Origin of the sequence: Glutamicibacter sp. NPDC090743 (assembly GCF_044769125.1) — a bacterium.
Lineage (GTDB): Bacteria > Actinomycetota > Actinomycetes > Actinomycetales > Micrococcaceae > Glutamicibacter.
Genome location: NZ_JBIVXE010000001.1, coordinates 496302 through 514396 on the forward strand (window position 1 = coordinate 496302; position 18095 = coordinate 514396).

An 18095-nucleotide genomic window follows, 5' to 3' on the forward strand; every position below is an offset into this window, starting at 1 on the left:
GCATCCATGCGTAATGCGCGGATCAACCCGTCGATCCTGTCCGCCGATTTTGCGAACCTCGCTAGCGAGCTGGACCGCATCCACACTGCCGACGCGGTCCACGTGGATGTCATGGACAACCATTTCGTTCCCAATCTGACCTTGGGCTTGCCCGTGGTTGATGCGCTGCACAAGGTCAGCAAGCTGCCGATCGATGTGCACCTGATGATTGAGAACGCGGATCGCTGGGCCCCGGAATACGCGCAGCTCGGCGTGGATTCGGTAACTTTCCACGCCGAGGCTTCGGCAGCTCCTGTCCGCTTGGCTCGTGAATTGCGTTCCGCCGGGTCCAGGGCCGCCATGGCCTTGCGCCCGGCCACGCCGATCGAACCCTACCTGGACATGCTCGGCGAGCTGGACATGGTTCTGCTGATGACCGTGGAACCAGGTTTCGGCGGCCAGAAGTTCCTGGATCTGGTCCTTCCCAAGATCGAGCGTGCCCGGGCTGCCATTGACGGCAGCGGCAAGCCGATTGCGCTGCAGGTTGACGGCGGCATTTCGCGCGACACGATCCTGCGCGCCGCCGAAGCCGGTGCGGATGTCTTCGTCGCCGGTTCCGCGGTGTACTCGGCCCAGGAGCCATCGGTGGAAATCGATGTATTACGCAATCTTGCGCTGGGCGGTCACTAGCGGCGCACAAAGTGTGTCAGAATAAACTCAGTAAACACGAATACGTGCTCCGGGGTCGGTGAAAGTCCGAACCGGCGGTGATAGTCCGCGACCCGCAACCAAAGCCACAAGCTGAGGGAACGGTTGAACTGGTGAAATTCCGGTACCGACAGTTAAAGTCTGGATGGGAGAAGCACGAATTTGATATGCCTACTGGTACTGCCGATAGCCCGCACCGGGTCTATCTCCTAAAGCAGAGCCACAGGCCCATCAAATGCACACCCCCGGAGCCGCCGCTTCGAGAAGGGTGGAATGATGGATTTCCTGCGGTGGCTCATTGAAGCTTTCAACTCACAAATTGCGATCGGCTCGTCGGCACTTTTGGTGCGCGAAGTCGTAGGCAATATCTTCGGCCTGGCCAGCGCCGTGGGCGGCATGCGCCGCAAAGTCTGGGCCTGGCCTATCGGAATCGTCGGCAACCTGTTGCTGCTGACGGTGTTCCTGGGCAGCATTTTCGATACCGGATACACTGCCAACCTCTGGGGCCAAGCCGGCCGGCAGATCATGTTCATCGCCGTCTCGGTCTTCGGCTGGTACCGCTGGAAGCAGGCCAAGAACGGCACCGGTAGCGCCGTCACCCCTGAATGGGCTTCCAACAAGGCTCGCCTGGGCCTGATCGCCGTGCTGATCCTCGGCACTCTCGCAGTGACACCGATCTTCCGCCTCCTCGGCTCCTATGAACCTGTCTGGGCTGATGCATGGACCTTCGTTGGCTCGATGCTCGCCACGTACGGCATGGCCAAGGGCTGGGTCGAATTCTGGCTGATCTGGGTCGCCGTCGACGCCGTAGGCGTGCCGCTGCTGTTCTCCGCCGGCTACTACGCCAGCGCGTTCATGTACCTGTTCTACGGGGCATTCACCCTGGTCGGCTTCTTCGTCTGGGCCAAGTCCAAGCGCGACGCGAAACCCCAGATTGAAACCGAAATGCTCGATCCAACCATCTCGCGCCAACGCTGAAAGGGGAGCAGCACCATGATTACGACCCAGCAGCTCGACGCCGCATTGCGCACCGCGCTGGAAACCGCCGGACGCGGCCACCGCGGGGCCAACCCGCTGGTCGGCGCCTGCGTCCTGGATGCCGAGGGAAATATCATCGCCACCGGTTTTCATATCGGGGCGGGGCATCCGCACGCCGAGGTCGACGCACTGCGGCGCCTGGGCAAGATGCCTCCTGCCAAGGCCCGCGAACTAACGATGGTAGTGACCCTCGAACCGTGCAACCACACCGGTCGCACAGGTCCCTGTGCCCGAGCCATCGTGGAAGCCGGCATCGGGCAGGTGTACTACGCAGTCTCGGATAACACCGCCGCCAGCGGAGGTGCCGACTACCTGCGCAGCCACGGAACCCAAGCCACTCAGCTGGAGGATTTCTCCGCGGCGAAGCAGCTGAACCACCGCTGGTTCATCGCCAAGGCTGAAGGTCGACCGTTCATCACGGTGAAAATTGCCCAGTCGCTCGACGGCCGGATCAACGCACCGGATGGCACGAGCCAATGGATCACCTCCGAGGCCTCGCGCAACCACGCGCACACCCTGCGCTCCCGCGTGGATGGCATCCTGGTCGGTACGAACACGGCGATCATCGACAACCCGCGGCTGACCGCCCGCACTCCCGAGGGGCAGCTGCACGAGCGCCACCCCTTCCGCCTGGTCATGGGTGAACGCGATTTGCCAGCAGATCTGGCACTCGCCCAGGGAAGCGATTGGTCGCAGATCCGCAGCCACGACGTGCAAGAGGCCATCGCCCGGGCTAACGAGTTGGGCCTGGCCCATCTGCTGATTGAAGGTGGCGCCACGGTCGCCTCGGCCTTCATCGCAGCAGATCTGGCCGACGAAATCTACTGCTACCAAGCACCAGTGCTGATCGGCGCAGGCAGCTCATCGGTCAACATGCCAAGCACCACCACACTCAGTGACGCGCAGCGTTTCCGGCTGGATTCGGCCAGCAACGAATCGTTGACCCGGCTGGGCGATGATATTGCCCTGCATCTAGAACCGTTGCCCCGCGCCTAAGCGCCAGCAACCCCAAACTTTTCAAGGAGTAATCATGTTCACCGGAATTGTCACCGGCCAGGGAGTCATAGAAGGCATCGAGACCTTCAGCGGCAAGGATCTGGCAGTACTGACCCTGCGTGCCCCGGGCCACACCGAAAACCTGGGCCTTGGCGGTTCTCTTGCCGTCAACGGGGTCTGCCTGACCGCCACCGAGCTGGAAGGCGACACGCTCAGCGTCGACGTCATGGGCGAAACCCTGCGCCGCACCACCATCGGCGCCTTGAAAACCGGCGACCAGGTCAACCTCGAACGCTGCACCCCCGCCGGAGGCCGGCTCGATGGGCATGTGGTGCAGGGCCACGTAGACACCGTCGGCGAGGTGCTGGCCCGCGAAGACCACGGTCAGTGGACCACCTTCCGCATTGGAATCGACGCTGCTTACGCGCCGCTGACCGCGGAAAAGGGTTCCATTGCGCTGGACGGCATCTCGCTGACCATTACCGCAGTCTCCCCGGCAACGAATTCCGGTGGGCACTGGGTCGAGGTCGGCATCATCCCGATCACCCTCGCCGAGACCACCATGGGCACCCGCCAAGTGGGCGAGAAGATCAATATCGAGGTCGACGTGCTCGCCAAGTACGTGGCACGCCTGAATGAATTCGGTGGCCAGCAGTAATGGGCACCTCGACTTTGGATTCCATCCCTACCGCGCTGGCAGCCCTGGCCGCCGGCCGAGCCGTAGTGGTCGTCGACGACGAGGACCGGGAAAACGAGGGCGACATCATCTTCGCCGCCCAGCACGCTACGGCCGAGCTGATGGCCTTCACCATCCGCTACACCTCAGGGGTGATTTGCGTGCCCTTGGGCGCCAAGCGGGCCGACGCGCTGCGCCTGGCCCCGATGGTCGGCATCAACCAGGATGCCAAGGGCACTGCCTTCACCGTCACCTGCGACGCCGCCGAAGGGATCACCACCGGTATTTCCGCTGCCGATCGTGCGCTGACCAGCCGACTGCTGGCCGACCCGGCCACCGAACCGGCCCAGCTCTCCCGCCCGGGCCATATCTTCCCGCTGCGAGCTGCGGCCGGGGGAGTGCTGGAACGTCGCGGGCACACCGAAGCGGCGGTCGACCTGTGCCAGGCCGCCGGCTTGGAACCGGTTGGGGTGATCGGCGAAATCACCAAGGACGACGGTGAAATGATGCGCCTGGATGACCTGCGCGTCTTCGCAGCTGAACACAACTTGCCGCTGATCTCCATCGACGACCTGGCCCGCTGGCGCCGAGTCAACGACGAGATCGAGCTGACCGATCCGATCAAGCTGCCCACCGCCTTCGGGGACTTCACCGCCCGCGCTGCTACCGCAGAAGGCCACGAGCACGTCGTGCTCAGCCACGCCGGCCCCGTCGGCGCTAAGCCCGGCAACCTGGTGCGCATCCATTCGGAGTGCCTCACCGGGGACATTTTCGGTTCCTACCGGTGCGACTGCGGCGAACAGCTGCATGCTTCGATGGAAACCATCGCCCGCGAAGGCGGTCACGTCATCTACATCCGCGGGCACGAAGGCCGCGGCATCGGCTTGGCCAACAAGCTGCGCGCCTACGCCCTGCAGGAAGGCGGCATGGATACCCTGGACGCCAACCTGCATCTGGGCTTCCCTGCCGACGCACGCGAGTACTTCGCCGTCGCTGCCATCCTCAAGGCCATGGGCATGGACGAAATCCGATTGCTGAGCAACAACCCGGACAAGCAGGAACAGCTGAATGACGCGGGAATCAAGGTAGCAGAGCTGATCGGCCTGCAGATTGCACCGCGTGAGCAGAACTCGGCCTACCTGCGCACCAAGCAGACGCGCTTCGGCCACCACCTGGATCTGCCCGATACCGAAGATGACCAGCAGGCCGACGCCTACCACGGCGCCTGAACCCCACGAATCCAGAAGAATAGAAGGAGCATCAAGATGAGCAAGCATGGCGCACCTGCCGATGTCAGCGAACAGCTGAAGGCCCTGGCCGTTCAGGAGAAGTTCTCACAGCTCAAGGTGGCCATCGTGGCCGCGAGCTGGCACGAGGTGATCATGAACGGACTGATTGACGGCGCCGAGCGCGCCGCCAAGGATGCCGGTCTGGAATCGAGCACCACCCTGGTCCGCGTCCCGGGCACCTTCGAATTGCCGGTCGCTGCCTCCACCCTTGCCGGCGACTACGACGCGGTCATCGCGCTGGGCGTGGTCATCCGTGGCGGTACCCCGCACTTTGACTACGTCTGCTTGGCCGCGACCAATGGCTTAACCAATGTGAGCGTGGACACCAAAACACCAATCGGTTTTGGCGTGCTCACCTGCGATAACGAAGAGCAGGCCCTTGACCGCGCTGGCTTGGAAAACTCCAGCGAGGACAAAGGCTATGAAGCCTACTCGGCTGCCGTCACGACGGTAGCCGCACTGCCATAGCATTCGGGTGGCCCTGTCACAAAGGGCCACCAGAATACAGCCCCTGCAGAGAAAACAGCTAGGATAAGTTCCGTGAAAACTTTTGACGAGCTCTTCAGCGAACTATCGCTCAAGGCACAATCCCGCCCGGAAGGCTCACGTACCGTCACCGAACTCGACTCTGGTGTCCATGGCATCGGCAAGAAGATCGTCGAGGAAGCCGCCGAAGTTTGGATGGCTGCGGAGTACGAAACCGATGAGGCCGCGGCGGAGGAGATCTCCCAGCTGCTGTACCACCTTCAGGTCCTCATGATCGCCAAGGGAATGACCTTGGCCGACGTTTACAAGCATCTATAGCCGTCGCGCGATTGCGGCCTGATCCACTGCCGATCAGGTCGCAGTCAACGCACGGCGGCAGAAACAACGGCCAACGAATTAATCCTTGGCGCTTGTTTATGGCTAATCGCCGCAGCGCCATTCATGACGAAATGAGTCAACAATGCTCCGCGTAGCCCTACCCAATAAGGGTGCCCTATCCGAAATCGCTTCCACCATGTTCAAGGAAGCCGGCTACCTCCAGCGCCGCGATTCCCGCGAACTGGTCCTGGTCGATGAGGAAAACCAAGTTGAATTCTTCTACCTGCGTCCGCGCGACATCGCAGTCTATGTCGGCCGGGGAATCCTGGACGTAGGCATCACCGGTCGCGATCTGTACCTTGACGCAGATGTCGACGACGCTGTCGAAGAGCAGCTCTCGCTAGGCATCGGGAAATCGGCTTTCCGCTTCGCTGCCCCGGTTGGCGCCTTCAACGATGCACAGCAGCTCAATGGCAAGCGCATTGCCACCAGCTATGACGTGCTGCTGCGGCACTACCTCGAAAAGTCCGGCATCCAGGCTTCGATCGTTCGCCTTGACGGTGCCATCGAATCTTCGGTCCGGCTGGGCGTGGCCGATGCCATCGCTGACGTTGTAGAAACCGGCAATACCATCAAGGCCGCTGGCATGGAGATCTTCGGCGATCCGCTGCTGAACTCCGAAGCAGTCATGATCGGCCGTGTCGGCCACAAGCCATCCGGCTTGGACGTGCTGATCCGCCGCCTGAACGGTGTGCTCGTTGCCCGCCAGTACGTCATGCTCGACTACGACGTCCGCCGCGAGCTTGCCGACCAGGCTTGCGAGCTGACCCCTGGCCTGGAATCGCCAACCGTGTCGGACCTTGCAAACTCCGATTGGGTGGCCGTGCGCGCCATGGTCAAGAAGTCGCAGACCAATAACATCATGGACGAGCTGTACGAAGTTGGCGCCCGCGCCATCTTGGTCAGCCAGATCCACGCCTGCCGCATCTAAGTAGACAAGGAAAATTCGCTGATGAGCGTTGCAATTCGTGTTATTCCTTGCCTCGACGTTGACGCCGGACGTGTTGTGAAGGGCGTGAACTTTGCGGGGCTTCGCGATGCTGGCGATCCCGTTGAGCTTGCCCGTCGCTACAATGATGCAGGTGCCGACGAGTTGACCTTCTTGGATGTCACCGCATCCAGCGCGGATCGTGAAACTACTTATGAGGTCGTTCGCCATACCGCAGAAGAAGTTTTCATCCCGCTGACCGTAGGCGGAGGCGTCCGCGCTGCCGAAGACGTCGATCGCCTGCTGCGCAACGGCGCCGACAAGGCCTCGATCAATACCGCGGCGGTGAACCGTCCTGAGGTCATCAACGAGATTACCCAGCGCTTCGGCTCCCAGGTACTCGTGCTGTCGCTCGACGCCCGACGCACAGATGACCCGACGATTGCATCGGGCTACGAGGTTACTACTCATGGTGGTCGTACCGGCACGGGAATGTGCGCCGTAGCTTGGGCCAAGGAAGCTGCTGAACGAGGCGTGGGGGAGATCCTGCTGAACTCGATCGATGCTGATGGCACCAAGGATGGTTTCGATCTGGAAATGATCCGTGCAGTTCGCGCCGAGGTCTCGGTCCCGCTGATCGCATCGGGTGGTGCAGGAAAGCCTGAGGACTTCCCTCCAGCAATTGAAGCAGGTGCCGATGCCGTTTTGGCCGCCTCGATTTTCCACTTCGGTCCGAAGGACATGATCGCCAAGGTCAAACAGGCCATCCGCGAAGCTGGCTACCCAGTTCGCTAGGCACGTAAGCCGAAGGCCCAGCACCAAATGGTGCTGGGCCTTAGCTGTACCCGGCTAATCGTTGGCAATCAGTTCCTTCTCGGTCCGCCAGACGTCAATTTCAATAGGAACGCTGGCGACGGCAGCCTGGCCGGGTATAGCTTGCCACGCGCCACCATCGACGCTGAATTCTCCGCGGTAGAGAGTGGTCACCCCGACCTTGAAAGTTCCCGTCTCTCCATATGAGTGACTCGTGGGGGTTTCATCTCTCAGCGTATGGTGCGGCATCGGTTCGCCAGGGAAACTTAGATTTCGAGTCGTCCCATCCCCATAGTTCCAGTTCCACTGAATCGGTATCGCTTTGATTCGAACAGCGGATCCAGAAAGATCCGAGTTGAACGCTTGAGTTTCCGCGGTCGCCCAAAGATGCGTGTGGCCATTGCGTAGAGAAAATTCATTCGGCTCACTGTTGATGGAAGACGCTTTGATTGGATAAGACCTGAATCGTTCAATGTCGATTGAGATTTCGGGGATGACCTGTTCCTCGGGGATCGTGATTTTCGGGGGATCACCGAGACAATAACGATATTGTCTAATGACACGTCCGTTTTCATTTAGAAGCTGGCGTGTAATCGGAAAAGTACCATCATCACAGCGCGTCTGATCTGGAATACTGTCACAGATATTCACTGATTCTCGACCCGGTATGCAAGCGTCAAAGTCGCGGAACTTAAATTTCTTCTGTTTGGGAAGTACCTTTGGAGTATTTTCATTTTTATGTTCGCGATCGTTCCGGTCGCTAATGTTAATTTTTGGGATACGGTCAGAGTATATTGTCTCCTTGTGTCTTTCTTCGATTTTATTATTATCGAACAAGACTCGGTCCTGGTCCGAGGAAGACTTCTCGGGGGATAGAACCGTATAAGAGTATGGAAAAACCCCGACGGAAATTGTGAGTAGGCTCGTCAATAATCCTGTCCTGAACCTCATCTCTCTTCGACTCCGATGATTGTATAAATTTTCCACTGCTTGTCGAATTCCAATCCGATTCCGGCTTCTGTGGCCTCAAGCTTTGAGAATTCAGAATCGATTTCATTCGGAAGTAGGTAAAATTGGGCAGCGTCGGCAGTGTATTGAACTGTAACCACAGCGAGATTTTTGCCTGAAATGTGGGAATCTAATATTTTCGGATGGTGTTTTCCACCAACTTGCCATTTTCCGCTTTTTTCTGCTCTGGTGGCAGAATCAATAATTGATTCTGTACAAACAGTGCAGTCAGGACTAGTTACGTTCTTGATTATCTTGGGGTCATTCGTCTCGATCGTGTAATTGAGCAATTCAAAGTAGTACTTGGTGAAGGCGGCTGCTCCGTCCACGCTGTACTCGTCCGCAAGTGCTGGCCGTTCCGGGACAGGAACATTTTCTGCGGGTCCATCGGCTGAGGCAGGCTTGTACTTGAGGTTTTCGGCCGGCGACGGTTTCTCTGCTGTCGAAACCGGATTCGGTGACGTCTCGATAGCGGCGGACGGTGAGCTCTTTGGCCCTTTAGCGTTCCCTGCGTTGCAGCCTGATAGTGCGAGTGCAACTGCTGCAACGGACGCGACAACTGCAATTTTCCGAGTGTCCATTCGAACTCTCCATGATCATTGGGAATGCCAGGTTGTGCGCCATCCTATGCCCGTGTTTCAAGAAAGTGGAGAGTCTTTGAGGAATCTGTGGAAAACTCAGGGCAGCTAAATCCCGAATCCCAATTACCTGTAACCACGTTTGATGACGGTCTGGAGTGAAACGATGCGACTGGCGACGTTTGATTTCAGGACTCATGGAATCGCCTAGCCTGAAATCAGGCACGTTCAATTAGCTGAGCGGTGCCTTACTCGGGAGACTCTCAAGCGCGATGGCAGAAACTTTCCATCCGTTGTCGGTGTATTCAAGTCCCATGGTGATTTCACCCAGATTTTGTTCTTCGACAATGATGTTTTCCTGATCGGGACGAAGGAGCGAACGTTCAGACAAGGTCAGCTCGCCCATCAGATAAGCAGAATTACCGTCAAACCGGACGATATAGTCCGTGTGCAGGAAGTAGTAGCCGCCGGTTTGCATGTCTTCCGGACCTGTTCGGAGGTCTTCTTGCTCGCGGAAGGTCTTCCAGCACTGTTCCGCTTTGCATGTTCCGGTAACTATCGGGGTGAAATCGGCGGAGTCCTGGTAGATGATTTCATAATTGAGCAAGTCGAAGAAGTACGTTGCGGCGTCCTGGACTCCGTAGTCCGATTTTTCATACGTGATATCTGCCGACTCCGGAAGCTCCAGTTCGCTTGATGGAGGTGCCTGCGTGGTACTTGAAGCCGTCGGCAATGAAGCCGAGGACGCCGGATCGGCGGGTGCGACTGAAACGAAGAGCTCTGATACCAGGGCAACCAAGACGGACGCGGGCACGATGGCGATAGCGACATTGGGGTAATGCTCAAGGACTCTGCGCGTGTTCATGGCTAAGCTCCAGACCTGTTGGATATCGATTGCTCGAAATCCTAGGCCGGTGCGACGCGAACTTGGACGGCACACCCACGAATGTGGATAACCAAGGGAGCTTTATAGCCCTGGCTTGAAGCCCTTGACGATTTCCAATGCGGTTTCCCCGCCTTCGAACAAGACCAGGCTCTGGTCGATGCGGCCGAAGGAGTACATCATCAGCTCGGTGACCGGGCCGGTAATCGAAACAGCGTTCGGAGCCTTCTTGGCGACATGACGCTGGCCATCGGGACGCGTCAGGATGATGCCAATTGGCGCATGGCGGAACAGCAGGCGAGACATGCGGGTCAGCGACTGCCAGAGCAGTTCGGTGTACTCGGTGTCCAGGACCCGCGGAGCCCACTGGCCGCGGGCACGCCGCACATCTTCGGTGTGGATGAAGAACTCGGAGAGGTTCGCCGACTGGTTGACCTTGTCGATGGCGAACGGCGAGAAAGCGGGTGGACCCGATCGGAAGCTGCGGACCAACCCGGCATAGCCTTCGGGAGTCTGCGCCGCGATCACCATTTGGTTCTGCTTCGCCTCGAGCTTCTTGGACAGCGGTTTGAAGAACATGCCGGCAGAAAGCAGTGAGCTTTCGCGCAACACAAGGTGAGCGGCGAGATGGCGAGTCTGCCAACCGTCGCAAAGGGTGTCGGCGGTAGGTCCTGCCGCAAGCAGGGTCTCGGCCAACGCAAGTCTGGAAGCCTGAACTAAGTGCATCACCTCTGAAACTAGCACGCTCCAAGTGACTAATTGTGCAAGGTGAAAGAGGTGTCGCCAAGACGGCGTGGCGCGTCGACGAGCGGTACGTCACAGGTCTCTGGATTCCGCGGAAAACCAGTATGCTAATGGTGATGTCTACTTCTAACGACGGCTCGAATCCGAGCCCTGAATCCCACAGCCTCGACCCGGCTATTGCCCGGCGTCTCAAGCGAGATGCCAATGGCCTGTTTGCTGCCATCGCGCAGCAGTACGACTCCGGGAAAGTGCTGATGCTCGGCTGGATGGACGATGAAGCGTTGCACCGCACGTTGACCACTGGCCGGGTCACCTTCTACTCCCGTTCCCGCCAGGAATACTGGCGCAAGGGCGACACCTCCGGCCACTTCCAGTTCGTGAAGTCCGTTGCCCTGGATTGCGATGGGGACGCGCTGCTGGTGCAGGTCGACCAGGTAGGCGCCGCCTGCCACACCGGCACCGAATCCTGCTTCACCGATCGTGAATTGCCGGCCGTCGTGGGCCACCGCCCCGAGTAGGACTTTCGAAGCACCGGCACACGCGGTTGGCTAGCGCCGGGAATGCCGCGCCCAGCTGCGCATCGCAGCACGCGCTCGAAGAATACGTAGAAGAAGAACACAGATGAAAACCCTTGGCAAGATTTCCCCGTCCCGCGAGTCCTTCCGCGCCATGGCCGCGAACCGTCGTGTCATCCCCGTGACCATCACCGTGCTGGCTGACTCGCTCACGCCCATCGGCCTCTACCGCACCCTGGCGCAGGGCCGCCCGGGCACTTTCCTGATGGAATCGGCTGCCCCGGGCGGTGTCTGGAGCCGCTATTCCTTCATTGGAGTGAACTCCCCGGCAACGCTGAGCACCCGTGGTTCAGAAGCCTACTGGCAGGGCCATGCGCCAGCTGGCCTGCCTACCGGCGGTGCGGGCGTGGAGGTCTTGCGCGACACCGTGCGCGCGCTGAAGACCGAACCCGTTCCCGGCATGCCTCCCTTGACCGGCGGCATGGTCGGCTTCATCGGCTGGGAATGCGTGCGCCACTGGGAGAAGCTGCCCAACCCGCCGGCCGATGATCTGAACCTGCCTGAGCTGAGCATGAACCTGGTAGCGGACATGGCTGCCCATGATGCGGCCGAAGGCACCGTCACGCTGATCGCCAACGCGATCAATTTCGATGGCAGCGACGAGAACGTCGACGACGCCTACGACGGTGCCGTCACCCGCCTGCAGGCGATGCTCGACCAGCTCGCGGTGCCGGTGGATTCGGCCGCGGCGGTGCTCACCGGTACCGATGTGCCGCGCGAAACCCTGATGGAAGCTGTCACCCACTCCTGGGATGAGAACGAGTACCTCAAGGCGCTGGCCAAGTCCAAGACCGCGATCGTGGACGGAGAGGTCTTCCAGATCGTCGTCTCGCGCCGCTTCGAGCTGGAAACGCAGGCCGACGCGCTGGATGTCTACCGCGTGCTGCGCGCGACTAACCCGAGCCCGTACATGTACCTGTTCAACTTCGTCAACGAGCACGGCGAACGGTTCGAGATCGTCGGTTCCTCGCCCGAAGCGCTGGTCACCGTCAACGATTCGCACGTGGTCACCCACCCGATCGCCGGTTCCCGCCCGCGCGGGGCGAACTACGAGGACGACCAGCTGCACGAGAAGTCGCTGCTCAACGACGAGAAGGAGCGCGCCGAGCACCTGATGCTGGTTGACCTTTCGCGCAACGACCTCTCGCGGGTCTGCAAGGCCGGCACCGTGGAAGTCACCCAGTTCATGGAGGTCGAGCGCTTCAGCCACATCATGCACCTGGTCTCCAATGTGGTGGGCAAGACCCGCGATGACGTGGACGCCTACGACGTGCTGGCCGCGACCTTCCCGGCCGGCACGCTCTCCGGCGCACCGAAGCCCCGCGCCCTGCAGCTGCTGGACGAGTACGAACCGTACCGCCGCGGCATCTACGGCGGCGTGGTCGGCTACCTGGACTTCGCCGGCGACATGGACATGGCCATCGCCATCCGCTCCGCCCTGCTCAAGGGGGAACGCGCCTATGTGCAAGCCGGCGGCGGCATCGTCAATGACTCGAAGTTCGCCGACGAAGCCCTGGAAACCGTGAACAAGGCAGCCGCCCCGCTGCGCGCCGTCTGGGCTGCGCAGTCGATGCGTGCGGCCCACAACATCAACACCGAATCAGGTGAAACGAAGTGAAGAAATTGACCAGCGCCCGCACCCTCGCCCTCTTCGGCATGGCCGGCGCACTGATCGGCCTCTGGTCGGCCACCCGCACATGGATCACCGTCGATGTGGCCTCCAGCTCCGTGCAGATCCCGCAGATCGTCATCGACGGCGCCACCGCGGCCGCCTCGGTCACCGCGGTCTCCGTGGTGGTGCTGGCCGGTTCGCTGGCGCTGCTGATCGCCGGGAAGATCGCCCGCTACATCATTGCGGCGATCTGCCTGCTCGCCGGTGCCACCGTGGTTGCCGCCGGCCTCGGGGCGCTGCGCGATCCGCAGGCCGTCGCCTCCACCACCGTGGCCGAAGCTACCGGACTGGCCCAGAACGTCGGCGAGTACACGCTCAGCGCGTGGCCAGCGGTCGCGGTGTTCGCCGGAGTGCTGATGGCGCTGCAGGCCGTGCTGGTGTTCGTCTTCGCTGGCCGCTGGCCCGCTAAGGCCAGCAAGTACGATCGGCAGGCGGCAAGATCCAGCGCGGAGCCCAAGGACCAGTCCTCGCGCAACATCGCCAGCTGGGAGCAGCTCTCGGACGGCGAAGACCCGACTGCTGGCCGGAAATAACCCGAGCGGATCGTGATTCGCACCACCGGCGCGAAACGAAGGCTTCCGGAATAGGAGGTTCTCGCGCGCAGGTGGCAGAATGGAACCTGAAGACCAACGTTCCGGGCAGCAACGCCCTGCCGGGACGCAGCATCACAACATGAGGAGACATCGAACATGTCGCAGAACACCGAGCTCGATCCGGTATACACCGAAGAGATTGGCCACGGTAACTCCATCGCAGCGTGGGCCTGCGTACTGACCATGATTGCCGGTTCAATCGTGGCCGGCATCGCCTTCGCCTACTTCGCCTGGTCCATCGTCTGGGTCGGTTGCGGCATCATGGTGGTTGGCCTGCTCCTGGGCTGGATCCTGAAGGCAGCCGGTTTCGGCGTGGGCGGCGCTCGCAGCGGAGCATCGCACTAAATTGACTGTTCTTGATGAGATCATCGCGGGCGTCCGGGAAGACCTGGGCGCCCGTCGCGCAATCACCAGCCTGGAAGCGATCAAGCAGGCCGCGGCAGCGGCAGCTCCTGCGCGCGATGCTTTCGCCGCGCTCGGTGGCCATGCCGACCAGGCCGCCCGCGACACCACGCTGCGTGTCATCTCCGAGGTCAAGCGCAAGTCCCCGTCCAAGGGTGCGCTGGCAGATATCCCGGAGCCTGCCGTACTGGCCGCAGAATACGAGGCCGGTGGCGCCTCGGTGATTTCCGTGCTCACCGAAGCCCGCCGCTTCGGCGGTTCGCTGCAGGATCTCGACGCGGTACGCGCTGCCGTGCAGATTCCGGTGCTGCGCAAGGATTTCACGGTCGACGAGTACCAGATCTACGAAGCCCGCGCCCACGGCGCTGACCTCGTGTTGCTCATTGTTGCGGCGCTGAATGATGAATTGCTGGCATCTTTCCTAGAATTGACTCACCAGCTGGGAATGAACGCCCTGGTGGAGACCCACACCGAGGAGGAAATCGCCCGCGCCAGCAAGGCCGGAGCGAAGATCATCGGCGTGAACGTGCGCAACCTGAAGACGCTGGACGTCGATCCAGCCACCTTCGGCAAGCTCGCTCCGCTGCTGCCGGCCCAGGCGGTGATCGTCGCCGAGTCCGGTGTGGAATCCACCGAACAGGTCGTCCAATACGGTGCGGCCGGCGCCGACGCGGTCTTGGTGGGCGAAGCGCTGGTGAAGCATGCCGATCCGCGCGCTTCGGTCGCCGCGTTCATCAAGGCCGGTACCGGCGCCAAGCCGCAGCGCTAGCCGCGCACGGCGGCGAAGGACCCAGAACTGCTTTTCGTGCCCCGCAGGAGTTTCCGGCGGGGCACGAGACTTACCACGAATCAAGCTCCGTACGAGGAAAGAGGGAATCGATGAGCACTCCGGAAAACTCCGAGCACCGCCAGTCGATCGATGCACAGTCGCTAAGGCACGCAAGCGGCCCGTACTTTGGTGCCTACGGCGGGCGATGGATGCCCGAGTCCCTCATGGCCGCCATGGATGAGCTGAACGAGACCTTCGAAGCGGCCAAGAACGACCCCGAGTTCATCGCCCAGGTCAAGGACCTGAACAAGAACTACTCCGGACGCCCCTCCCTGCTCACCGAAGCCAAGCGCTTTTCCGAGCAGTACTGCGGCGGGGTGCGGATCTTCCTCAAGCGCGAGGACTTGAACCACACCGGCAGCCACAAGATCAACAACGTGCTCGGCCAGGCGCTGCTGGCCAAGCGCATGGGCAAGACCCGCATCATCGCCGAGACCGGTGCCGGCCAGCACGGCGTCGCCTCGGCCACCGCCGCGGCCCTGATGGGCCTGGAATGCGTGGTCTACATGGGCGCGGAGGACACCCGCCGGCAGGCGCTGAATGTCGCGCGCATGCGCCTGCTCGGCGCCACCGTCATCCCGGTCACCGTCGGCTCCCAGACGCTGAAGGACGCGATCAACGAGGCGCTGCGCGACTGGGTGGCCAACGTGGATAACACCCACTACCTGCTGGGCACCGCCGCCGGCGGCGCCCCGTTCCCGGCCATGGTCCGCTACTTCCACGAGGTCATCGGCGACGAGGCCCGCGAGCAGATCCTGGCCCAGGCCGGCCGCCTGCCCAACGCGGTGACCGCCTGCATCGGCGGCGGATCGAACGCGATCGGCATCTTCCACGGCTTCCTCGACGATCCCGAGGTGGAGATCTACGGCTACGAGGCCGGCGGCGACGGCGTGGACACCGACCGCCACGCCGCGACCATCACCCTGGGCCGCCCGGGCGTGCTGCATGGCGCGAAGTCCTACCTGATGCAGGACGAGGACGGGCAGACCGTCGAATCGCACTCCATCTCCGCGGGCCTGGACTACCCGGGCGTCGGCCCGGAGCACGCCTACCTGGCCGACATCGGCCGCGTGAAGTACGAGCCGGTCACCGACACCGAGGCGATGGACGCGTTCAAGGCGCTGTGCCGCACCGAGGGCATCCTGCCGGCGATCGAGTCCGCGCACGCCCTGGCCGGCACCATCCGCCTGGCGGCGCGCAAGATCGCCGAAGGCGCGGTCCCCGAAGAGACCATCATCATCGCGAACCTCTCGGGCCGCGGGGACAAGGACGTGGGCACCGCTGCCGCCTGGTTCAACATGATCGACGAAAAAGACGCCGAGGCCGAAATCAACGCGGCCACTGCGCAGAACTCCGGCTCGCAGAAATCCGAGGAGAAGTAGATGACCCGCGTGACCAGCGCCCAGAAGATCGCCGCAGCCCGCGCCGAGGGCCGCCCGGCCCTCATCGGCTACCTGCCTGCCGGCTTCCCAGACGTCGCCACCAGCATCGAGGCCGCCGTGGCGCTGGCCGAGAACGGCGTGGATGTCATCGAGATCGGCATCCCGTACTCCGACCCGGTGATGGACGGTTCGGTGATCCAGGAAGCAACCGTGCAGGCGCTGGCCAACGGCTTCAAGGTCCCGCAGATCTTCGACATCGTGCGCGGAATCACCGAACGCACCGACGTGGCAGTAATGGTCATGACCTACTGGAACCCGGTCTTGCGCCTGGGCGTGGACGAGTTCTCCCGGCGCTTCGCCGAAGCCGGCGGCGCCGGCCTGATCACCCCGGATCTGGTGCCCGACGAGGCCGCCGAATGGATCCAGGCCAGCGAGAAGCACGGCCTGGAGCGCGTGTTCCTCATTGCCCCTTCGTCCACCGAAGCGAGGGTGCAGCGCACCGTGGATGCGTCCTCCGGCTTCGTCTACTGCGTGTCGCTGATGGGCGTCACCGGCGCCCGTACCGAGGTGTCCTCCGCCGCGCAGGCAGTGGTCGCCGCCGCCCACAACGCCGGCGCCGAAAATGCCTGCGTGGGCCTGGGCGTCTCGCGCCGCGAGCACGTGGAAGAAATCGGCGCCTACGCCGACGGCGTGATCGTCGGCACCGCGCTGGTCGCCGCCCTGCGTGACGGGGGAGTGCCGGCCGTGGGCGCCCTGGCCGCCGAACTGAGCGGACGGGCCTGATGGCTTTTGCCGCGCAGCTGGCGCTTGCCTTGCCCGCCTCCATCCCTTCGCCGCCGCCGGAATTCGCCAGGATCTCGATCGGCCCGCTGACCATCCACGCCTACGCGCTGTGCATCCTCGCGGGCATCCTGATCGCGCTGTGGCTGACCAACAAGCGCCTCGGCGCCCGCGGCGGCAACTCCGACATGCTCTGGGACATCGCCATCTGGACGATCCCCTTCGGCATCATCGGCGGACGCCTCTACCATGTGCTGATCACCGACCCGATGTACTACTTCGGACTCGGCGGGCAAACCGCCCACCTGGCCGAGATCCCGCAGATCTGGCTTGGCGGGCTGGGCATCATGGGCGCGGTGTCGCTCGGCGCACTCGGAGCGTGGATCGGTTGCCGGAAAGCCGGCATCCGGCTCTCGGCCTTCGTCGACGCGGCCGTGCCCGGCCTGCTGCTGGCGCAGGCGGCCGGGCGCTGGGGCAACTGGTTCAACCAGGAGCTGTTCGGCGCGCCGACCGACTTGCCGTGGGGCCTGGAGATCGATGCGGACAACTACAACTTCCCGGCCGGGCTGCCCGCGGACACGCTCTTCCACCCGACCTTCCTGTACGAGTCGCTGTGGAATGTGCTGGGCGCCTTGGTGCTGATCGCGCTGGACCGGAAGTTCAAGCTGCGCCGCGGCGCACTGTTCTGCTGCTACATGATCTGGTACGGCATCGGCCGCACCTTCACCGAATCGCTGCGCCTGGACCCGGCCGAAATCATCGCCATCGGGCCGCTGGCCCTGCGCGTGCACCAGTGGCTGGCGATCGGCATCGCCATCGCCGGCATCCTCGCGCTGATCGTGGTCCTGGGCAAGCTGCGCAAGCAGCAGGTCGATCCGTTCCACCTGCCAGGCAGGGCCCCGGCGCAGCCGGTCGAAGCAGATCGCGCCAAGCCCGCCGCGCACTCACCGGCGGAGTCCAGCTCCGATCCGGGCAGCGACGCCACAGAGCGGCAGCAATAATTCCATAGCCCCATTCCGGTGGCCGGCAAGCATCCACGCTTGCCGGCCACCGGTGGTTTAAGCCGCGCCAGCAGCTGCCCGGATCCGCTTTCATGACGCGCCCTGGCCCCAATATGGCGAAATATCCGGAAAATCTGGGCAGTTCTCCGCCCCTCGGGCGCAACATGCCCGAAACATTGGGCGGCTATCAGAACCGGCTGGCAAAACCGGTTTTCGCGATCCCCGCCCGCAAAAAACTGCTTTTTCCGCGCCGGTAGCGGCAGAAGTTTTTAACATTCCTGAAACACAAGCACGCGCATGCGAGAAACAAAACCTGCGTAACGTGTGATCCACGCGCCACGCTGGTCGATCGACCCC

Annotated in this window: 22 protein-coding genes and 1 riboswitch; of the genes, 18 read left to right on the plus strand and 4 right to left on the minus strand. The window is 62.1% G+C overall.

The window, feature by feature from the left end; genetic code table 11:
* Positions 1-6: 6 nt before the first annotated feature.
* From rpe to hisF, 9 genes are all read left to right on the plus strand, one after another.
* Positions 7-669 (plus strand): ribulose-phosphate 3-epimerase, encoded by a 663-nt coding sequence (gene rpe, locus ACIQTS_RS02395; protein ID WP_332730780.1) that lies wholly within the window; start codon positions 7-9, stop codon positions 667-669.
* 41 nt (positions 670-710) lie between these two features.
* A riboswitch (FMN riboswitch) is annotated at positions 711-848 on the plus strand.
* Positions 849-963: 115 nt separating this feature from the next.
* On the plus strand, positions 964-1665 hold the full coding sequence (gene pnuC / locus ACIQTS_RS02400; RefSeq protein ID WP_105661574.1) for a nicotinamide riboside transporter PnuC: 702 nt from the start codon (positions 964-966) through the stop codon (positions 1663-1665).
* Between the two features lie 15 nt (positions 1666-1680).
* Positions 1681-2721, plus strand: coding sequence for a bifunctional diaminohydroxyphosphoribosylaminopyrimidine deaminase/5-amino-6-(5-phosphoribosylamino)uracil reductase RibD (ribD, locus tag ACIQTS_RS02405; RefSeq protein WP_402470918.1), 1041 nt, complete (start codon positions 1681-1683; stop codon positions 2719-2721).
* A gap of 34 nt (positions 2722-2755) precedes the next feature.
* Complete coding sequence (locus tag ACIQTS_RS02410; RefSeq protein WP_105656719.1) at positions 2756-3379, plus strand: riboflavin synthase; 624 nt, start codon at positions 2756-2758, stop codon at positions 3377-3379.
* The gene (gene ribB, locus ACIQTS_RS02415) at positions 3379-4626 is read left to right on the plus strand and encodes a 3,4-dihydroxy-2-butanone-4-phosphate synthase (protein WP_402470921.1); all 1248 of its coding nucleotides are present in this window, start codon (positions 3379-3381) and stop codon (positions 4624-4626) included. The genes ACIQTS_RS02410 and ribB overlap by 1 nt, the downstream gene beginning before the upstream one ends.
* 36 nt (positions 4627-4662) lie before the next feature.
* The gene (gene ribH, locus ACIQTS_RS02420) at positions 4663-5154 is read left to right on the plus strand and encodes a 6,7-dimethyl-8-ribityllumazine synthase (protein WP_402470923.1); all 492 of its coding nucleotides are present in this window, start codon (positions 4663-4665) and stop codon (positions 5152-5154) included.
* A 72-nt stretch (positions 5155-5226) separates the two neighbouring features.
* Positions 5227-5490: a phosphoribosyl-ATP diphosphatase gene (locus ACIQTS_RS02425; RefSeq protein WP_038991810.1), complete on the plus strand. Its 264-nt coding sequence runs from the start codon at positions 5227-5229 to the stop codon at positions 5488-5490.
* A 142-nt stretch (positions 5491-5632) separates the two neighbouring features.
* Positions 5633-6481, plus strand: coding sequence for an ATP phosphoribosyltransferase (gene hisG / locus ACIQTS_RS02430; protein ID WP_105656716.1), 849 nt, complete (start codon positions 5633-5635; stop codon positions 6479-6481).
* A gap of 21 nt (positions 6482-6502) precedes the next feature.
* Positions 6503-7273: an imidazole glycerol phosphate synthase subunit HisF gene (gene hisF / locus ACIQTS_RS02435; protein WP_105656715.1), complete on the plus strand. Its 771-nt coding sequence runs from the start codon at positions 6503-6505 to the stop codon at positions 7271-7273.
* Positions 7274-7327: 54 nt separating this feature from the next.
* Here hisF and ACIQTS_RS02440 read toward each other — a convergent pair whose 3' ends face one another.
* The 4 genes from ACIQTS_RS02440 to ACIQTS_RS02455 all read right to left on the minus strand — a co-directional run bounded on the left by ACIQTS_RS02440 (position 7328) and on the right by ACIQTS_RS02455 (position 10486).
* Positions 7328-8128 carry a hypothetical protein gene (locus ACIQTS_RS02440; RefSeq protein WP_402470926.1) on the minus strand — a complete coding sequence of 267 codons (801 nt, stop codon included), beginning with the start codon at positions 8126-8128 and terminating at the stop codon, positions 7328-7330.
* A gap of 110 nt (positions 8129-8238) precedes the next feature.
* A complete protein-coding gene (locus ACIQTS_RS02445; RefSeq protein WP_402470929.1) occupies positions 8239-8880 on the minus strand; it encodes a DUF6318 family protein in 642 nt (213 codons plus the stop codon).
* Positions 8881-9109: 229 nt separating this feature from the next.
* Positions 9110-9742, minus strand: coding sequence for a hypothetical protein (locus ACIQTS_RS02450; protein ID WP_402470932.1), 633 nt, complete (start codon positions 9740-9742; stop codon positions 9110-9112).
* Between the two features lie 102 nt (positions 9743-9844).
* Positions 9845-10486, minus strand: coding sequence for a TIGR03085 family metal-binding protein (locus ACIQTS_RS02455; RefSeq protein ID WP_286134102.1), 642 nt, complete (start codon positions 10484-10486; stop codon positions 9845-9847).
* 134 nt (positions 10487-10620) lie between these two features.
* Between ACIQTS_RS02455 and hisI the strand changes: the two genes are divergently transcribed.
* The 9 genes from hisI (at position 10621) to ACIQTS_RS02500 (ending at position 17995) form a co-directional block, all read left to right on the plus strand.
* Positions 10621-11022, plus strand: a complete 402-nt coding sequence (gene hisI / locus ACIQTS_RS02460) for a phosphoribosyl-AMP cyclohydrolase (RefSeq protein ID WP_105656852.1) — start codon at positions 10621-10623, stop codon at positions 11020-11022.
* A gap of 103 nt (positions 11023-11125) precedes the next feature.
* Positions 11126-12697 (plus strand): anthranilate synthase component I, encoded by a 1572-nt coding sequence (locus ACIQTS_RS02465; RefSeq protein ID WP_332595100.1) that lies wholly within the window; start codon positions 11126-11128, stop codon positions 12695-12697.
* Positions 12694-13284 carry a Trp biosynthesis-associated membrane protein gene (locus tag ACIQTS_RS02470; RefSeq protein ID WP_402470936.1) on the plus strand — a complete coding sequence of 197 codons (591 nt, stop codon included), beginning with the start codon at positions 12694-12696 and terminating at the stop codon, positions 13282-13284. Before ACIQTS_RS02465 ends, ACIQTS_RS02470 begins: the two co-directional genes overlap by 4 nt.
* Positions 13285-13440: 156 nt before the next feature.
* On the plus strand, positions 13441-13689 hold the full coding sequence (locus ACIQTS_RS02475) for an HGxxPAAW family protein (protein WP_105656709.1): 249 nt from the start codon (positions 13441-13443) through the stop codon (positions 13687-13689).
* Position 13690: 1 nt separating this feature from the next.
* Positions 13691-14515 (plus strand): indole-3-glycerol phosphate synthase TrpC, encoded by an 825-nt coding sequence (gene trpC, locus ACIQTS_RS02480; protein ID WP_105656708.1) that lies wholly within the window; start codon positions 13691-13693, stop codon positions 14513-14515.
* 110 nt (positions 14516-14625) lie between these two features.
* Positions 14626-15957 (plus strand): tryptophan synthase subunit beta, encoded by a 1332-nt coding sequence (gene trpB, locus ACIQTS_RS02485; protein ID WP_402470938.1) that lies wholly within the window; start codon positions 14626-14628, stop codon positions 15955-15957.
* The gene (gene trpA / locus ACIQTS_RS02490) at positions 15958-16740 is read left to right on the plus strand and encodes a tryptophan synthase subunit alpha (protein ID WP_105656706.1); all 783 of its coding nucleotides are present in this window, start codon (positions 15958-15960) and stop codon (positions 16738-16740) included.
* Positions 16740-17738 (plus strand): prolipoprotein diacylglyceryl transferase, encoded by a 999-nt coding sequence (lgt, locus tag ACIQTS_RS02495; protein WP_402470942.1) that lies wholly within the window; start codon positions 16740-16742, stop codon positions 17736-17738. The genes trpA and lgt overlap by 1 nt, the downstream gene beginning before the upstream one ends.
* A 92-nt stretch (positions 17739-17830) precedes the next feature.
* Positions 17831-17995, plus strand: coding sequence for a hypothetical protein (locus ACIQTS_RS02500; RefSeq protein WP_402470945.1), 165 nt, complete (start codon positions 17831-17833; stop codon positions 17993-17995).
* Positions 17996-18095: the final 100 nt, after the last annotated feature.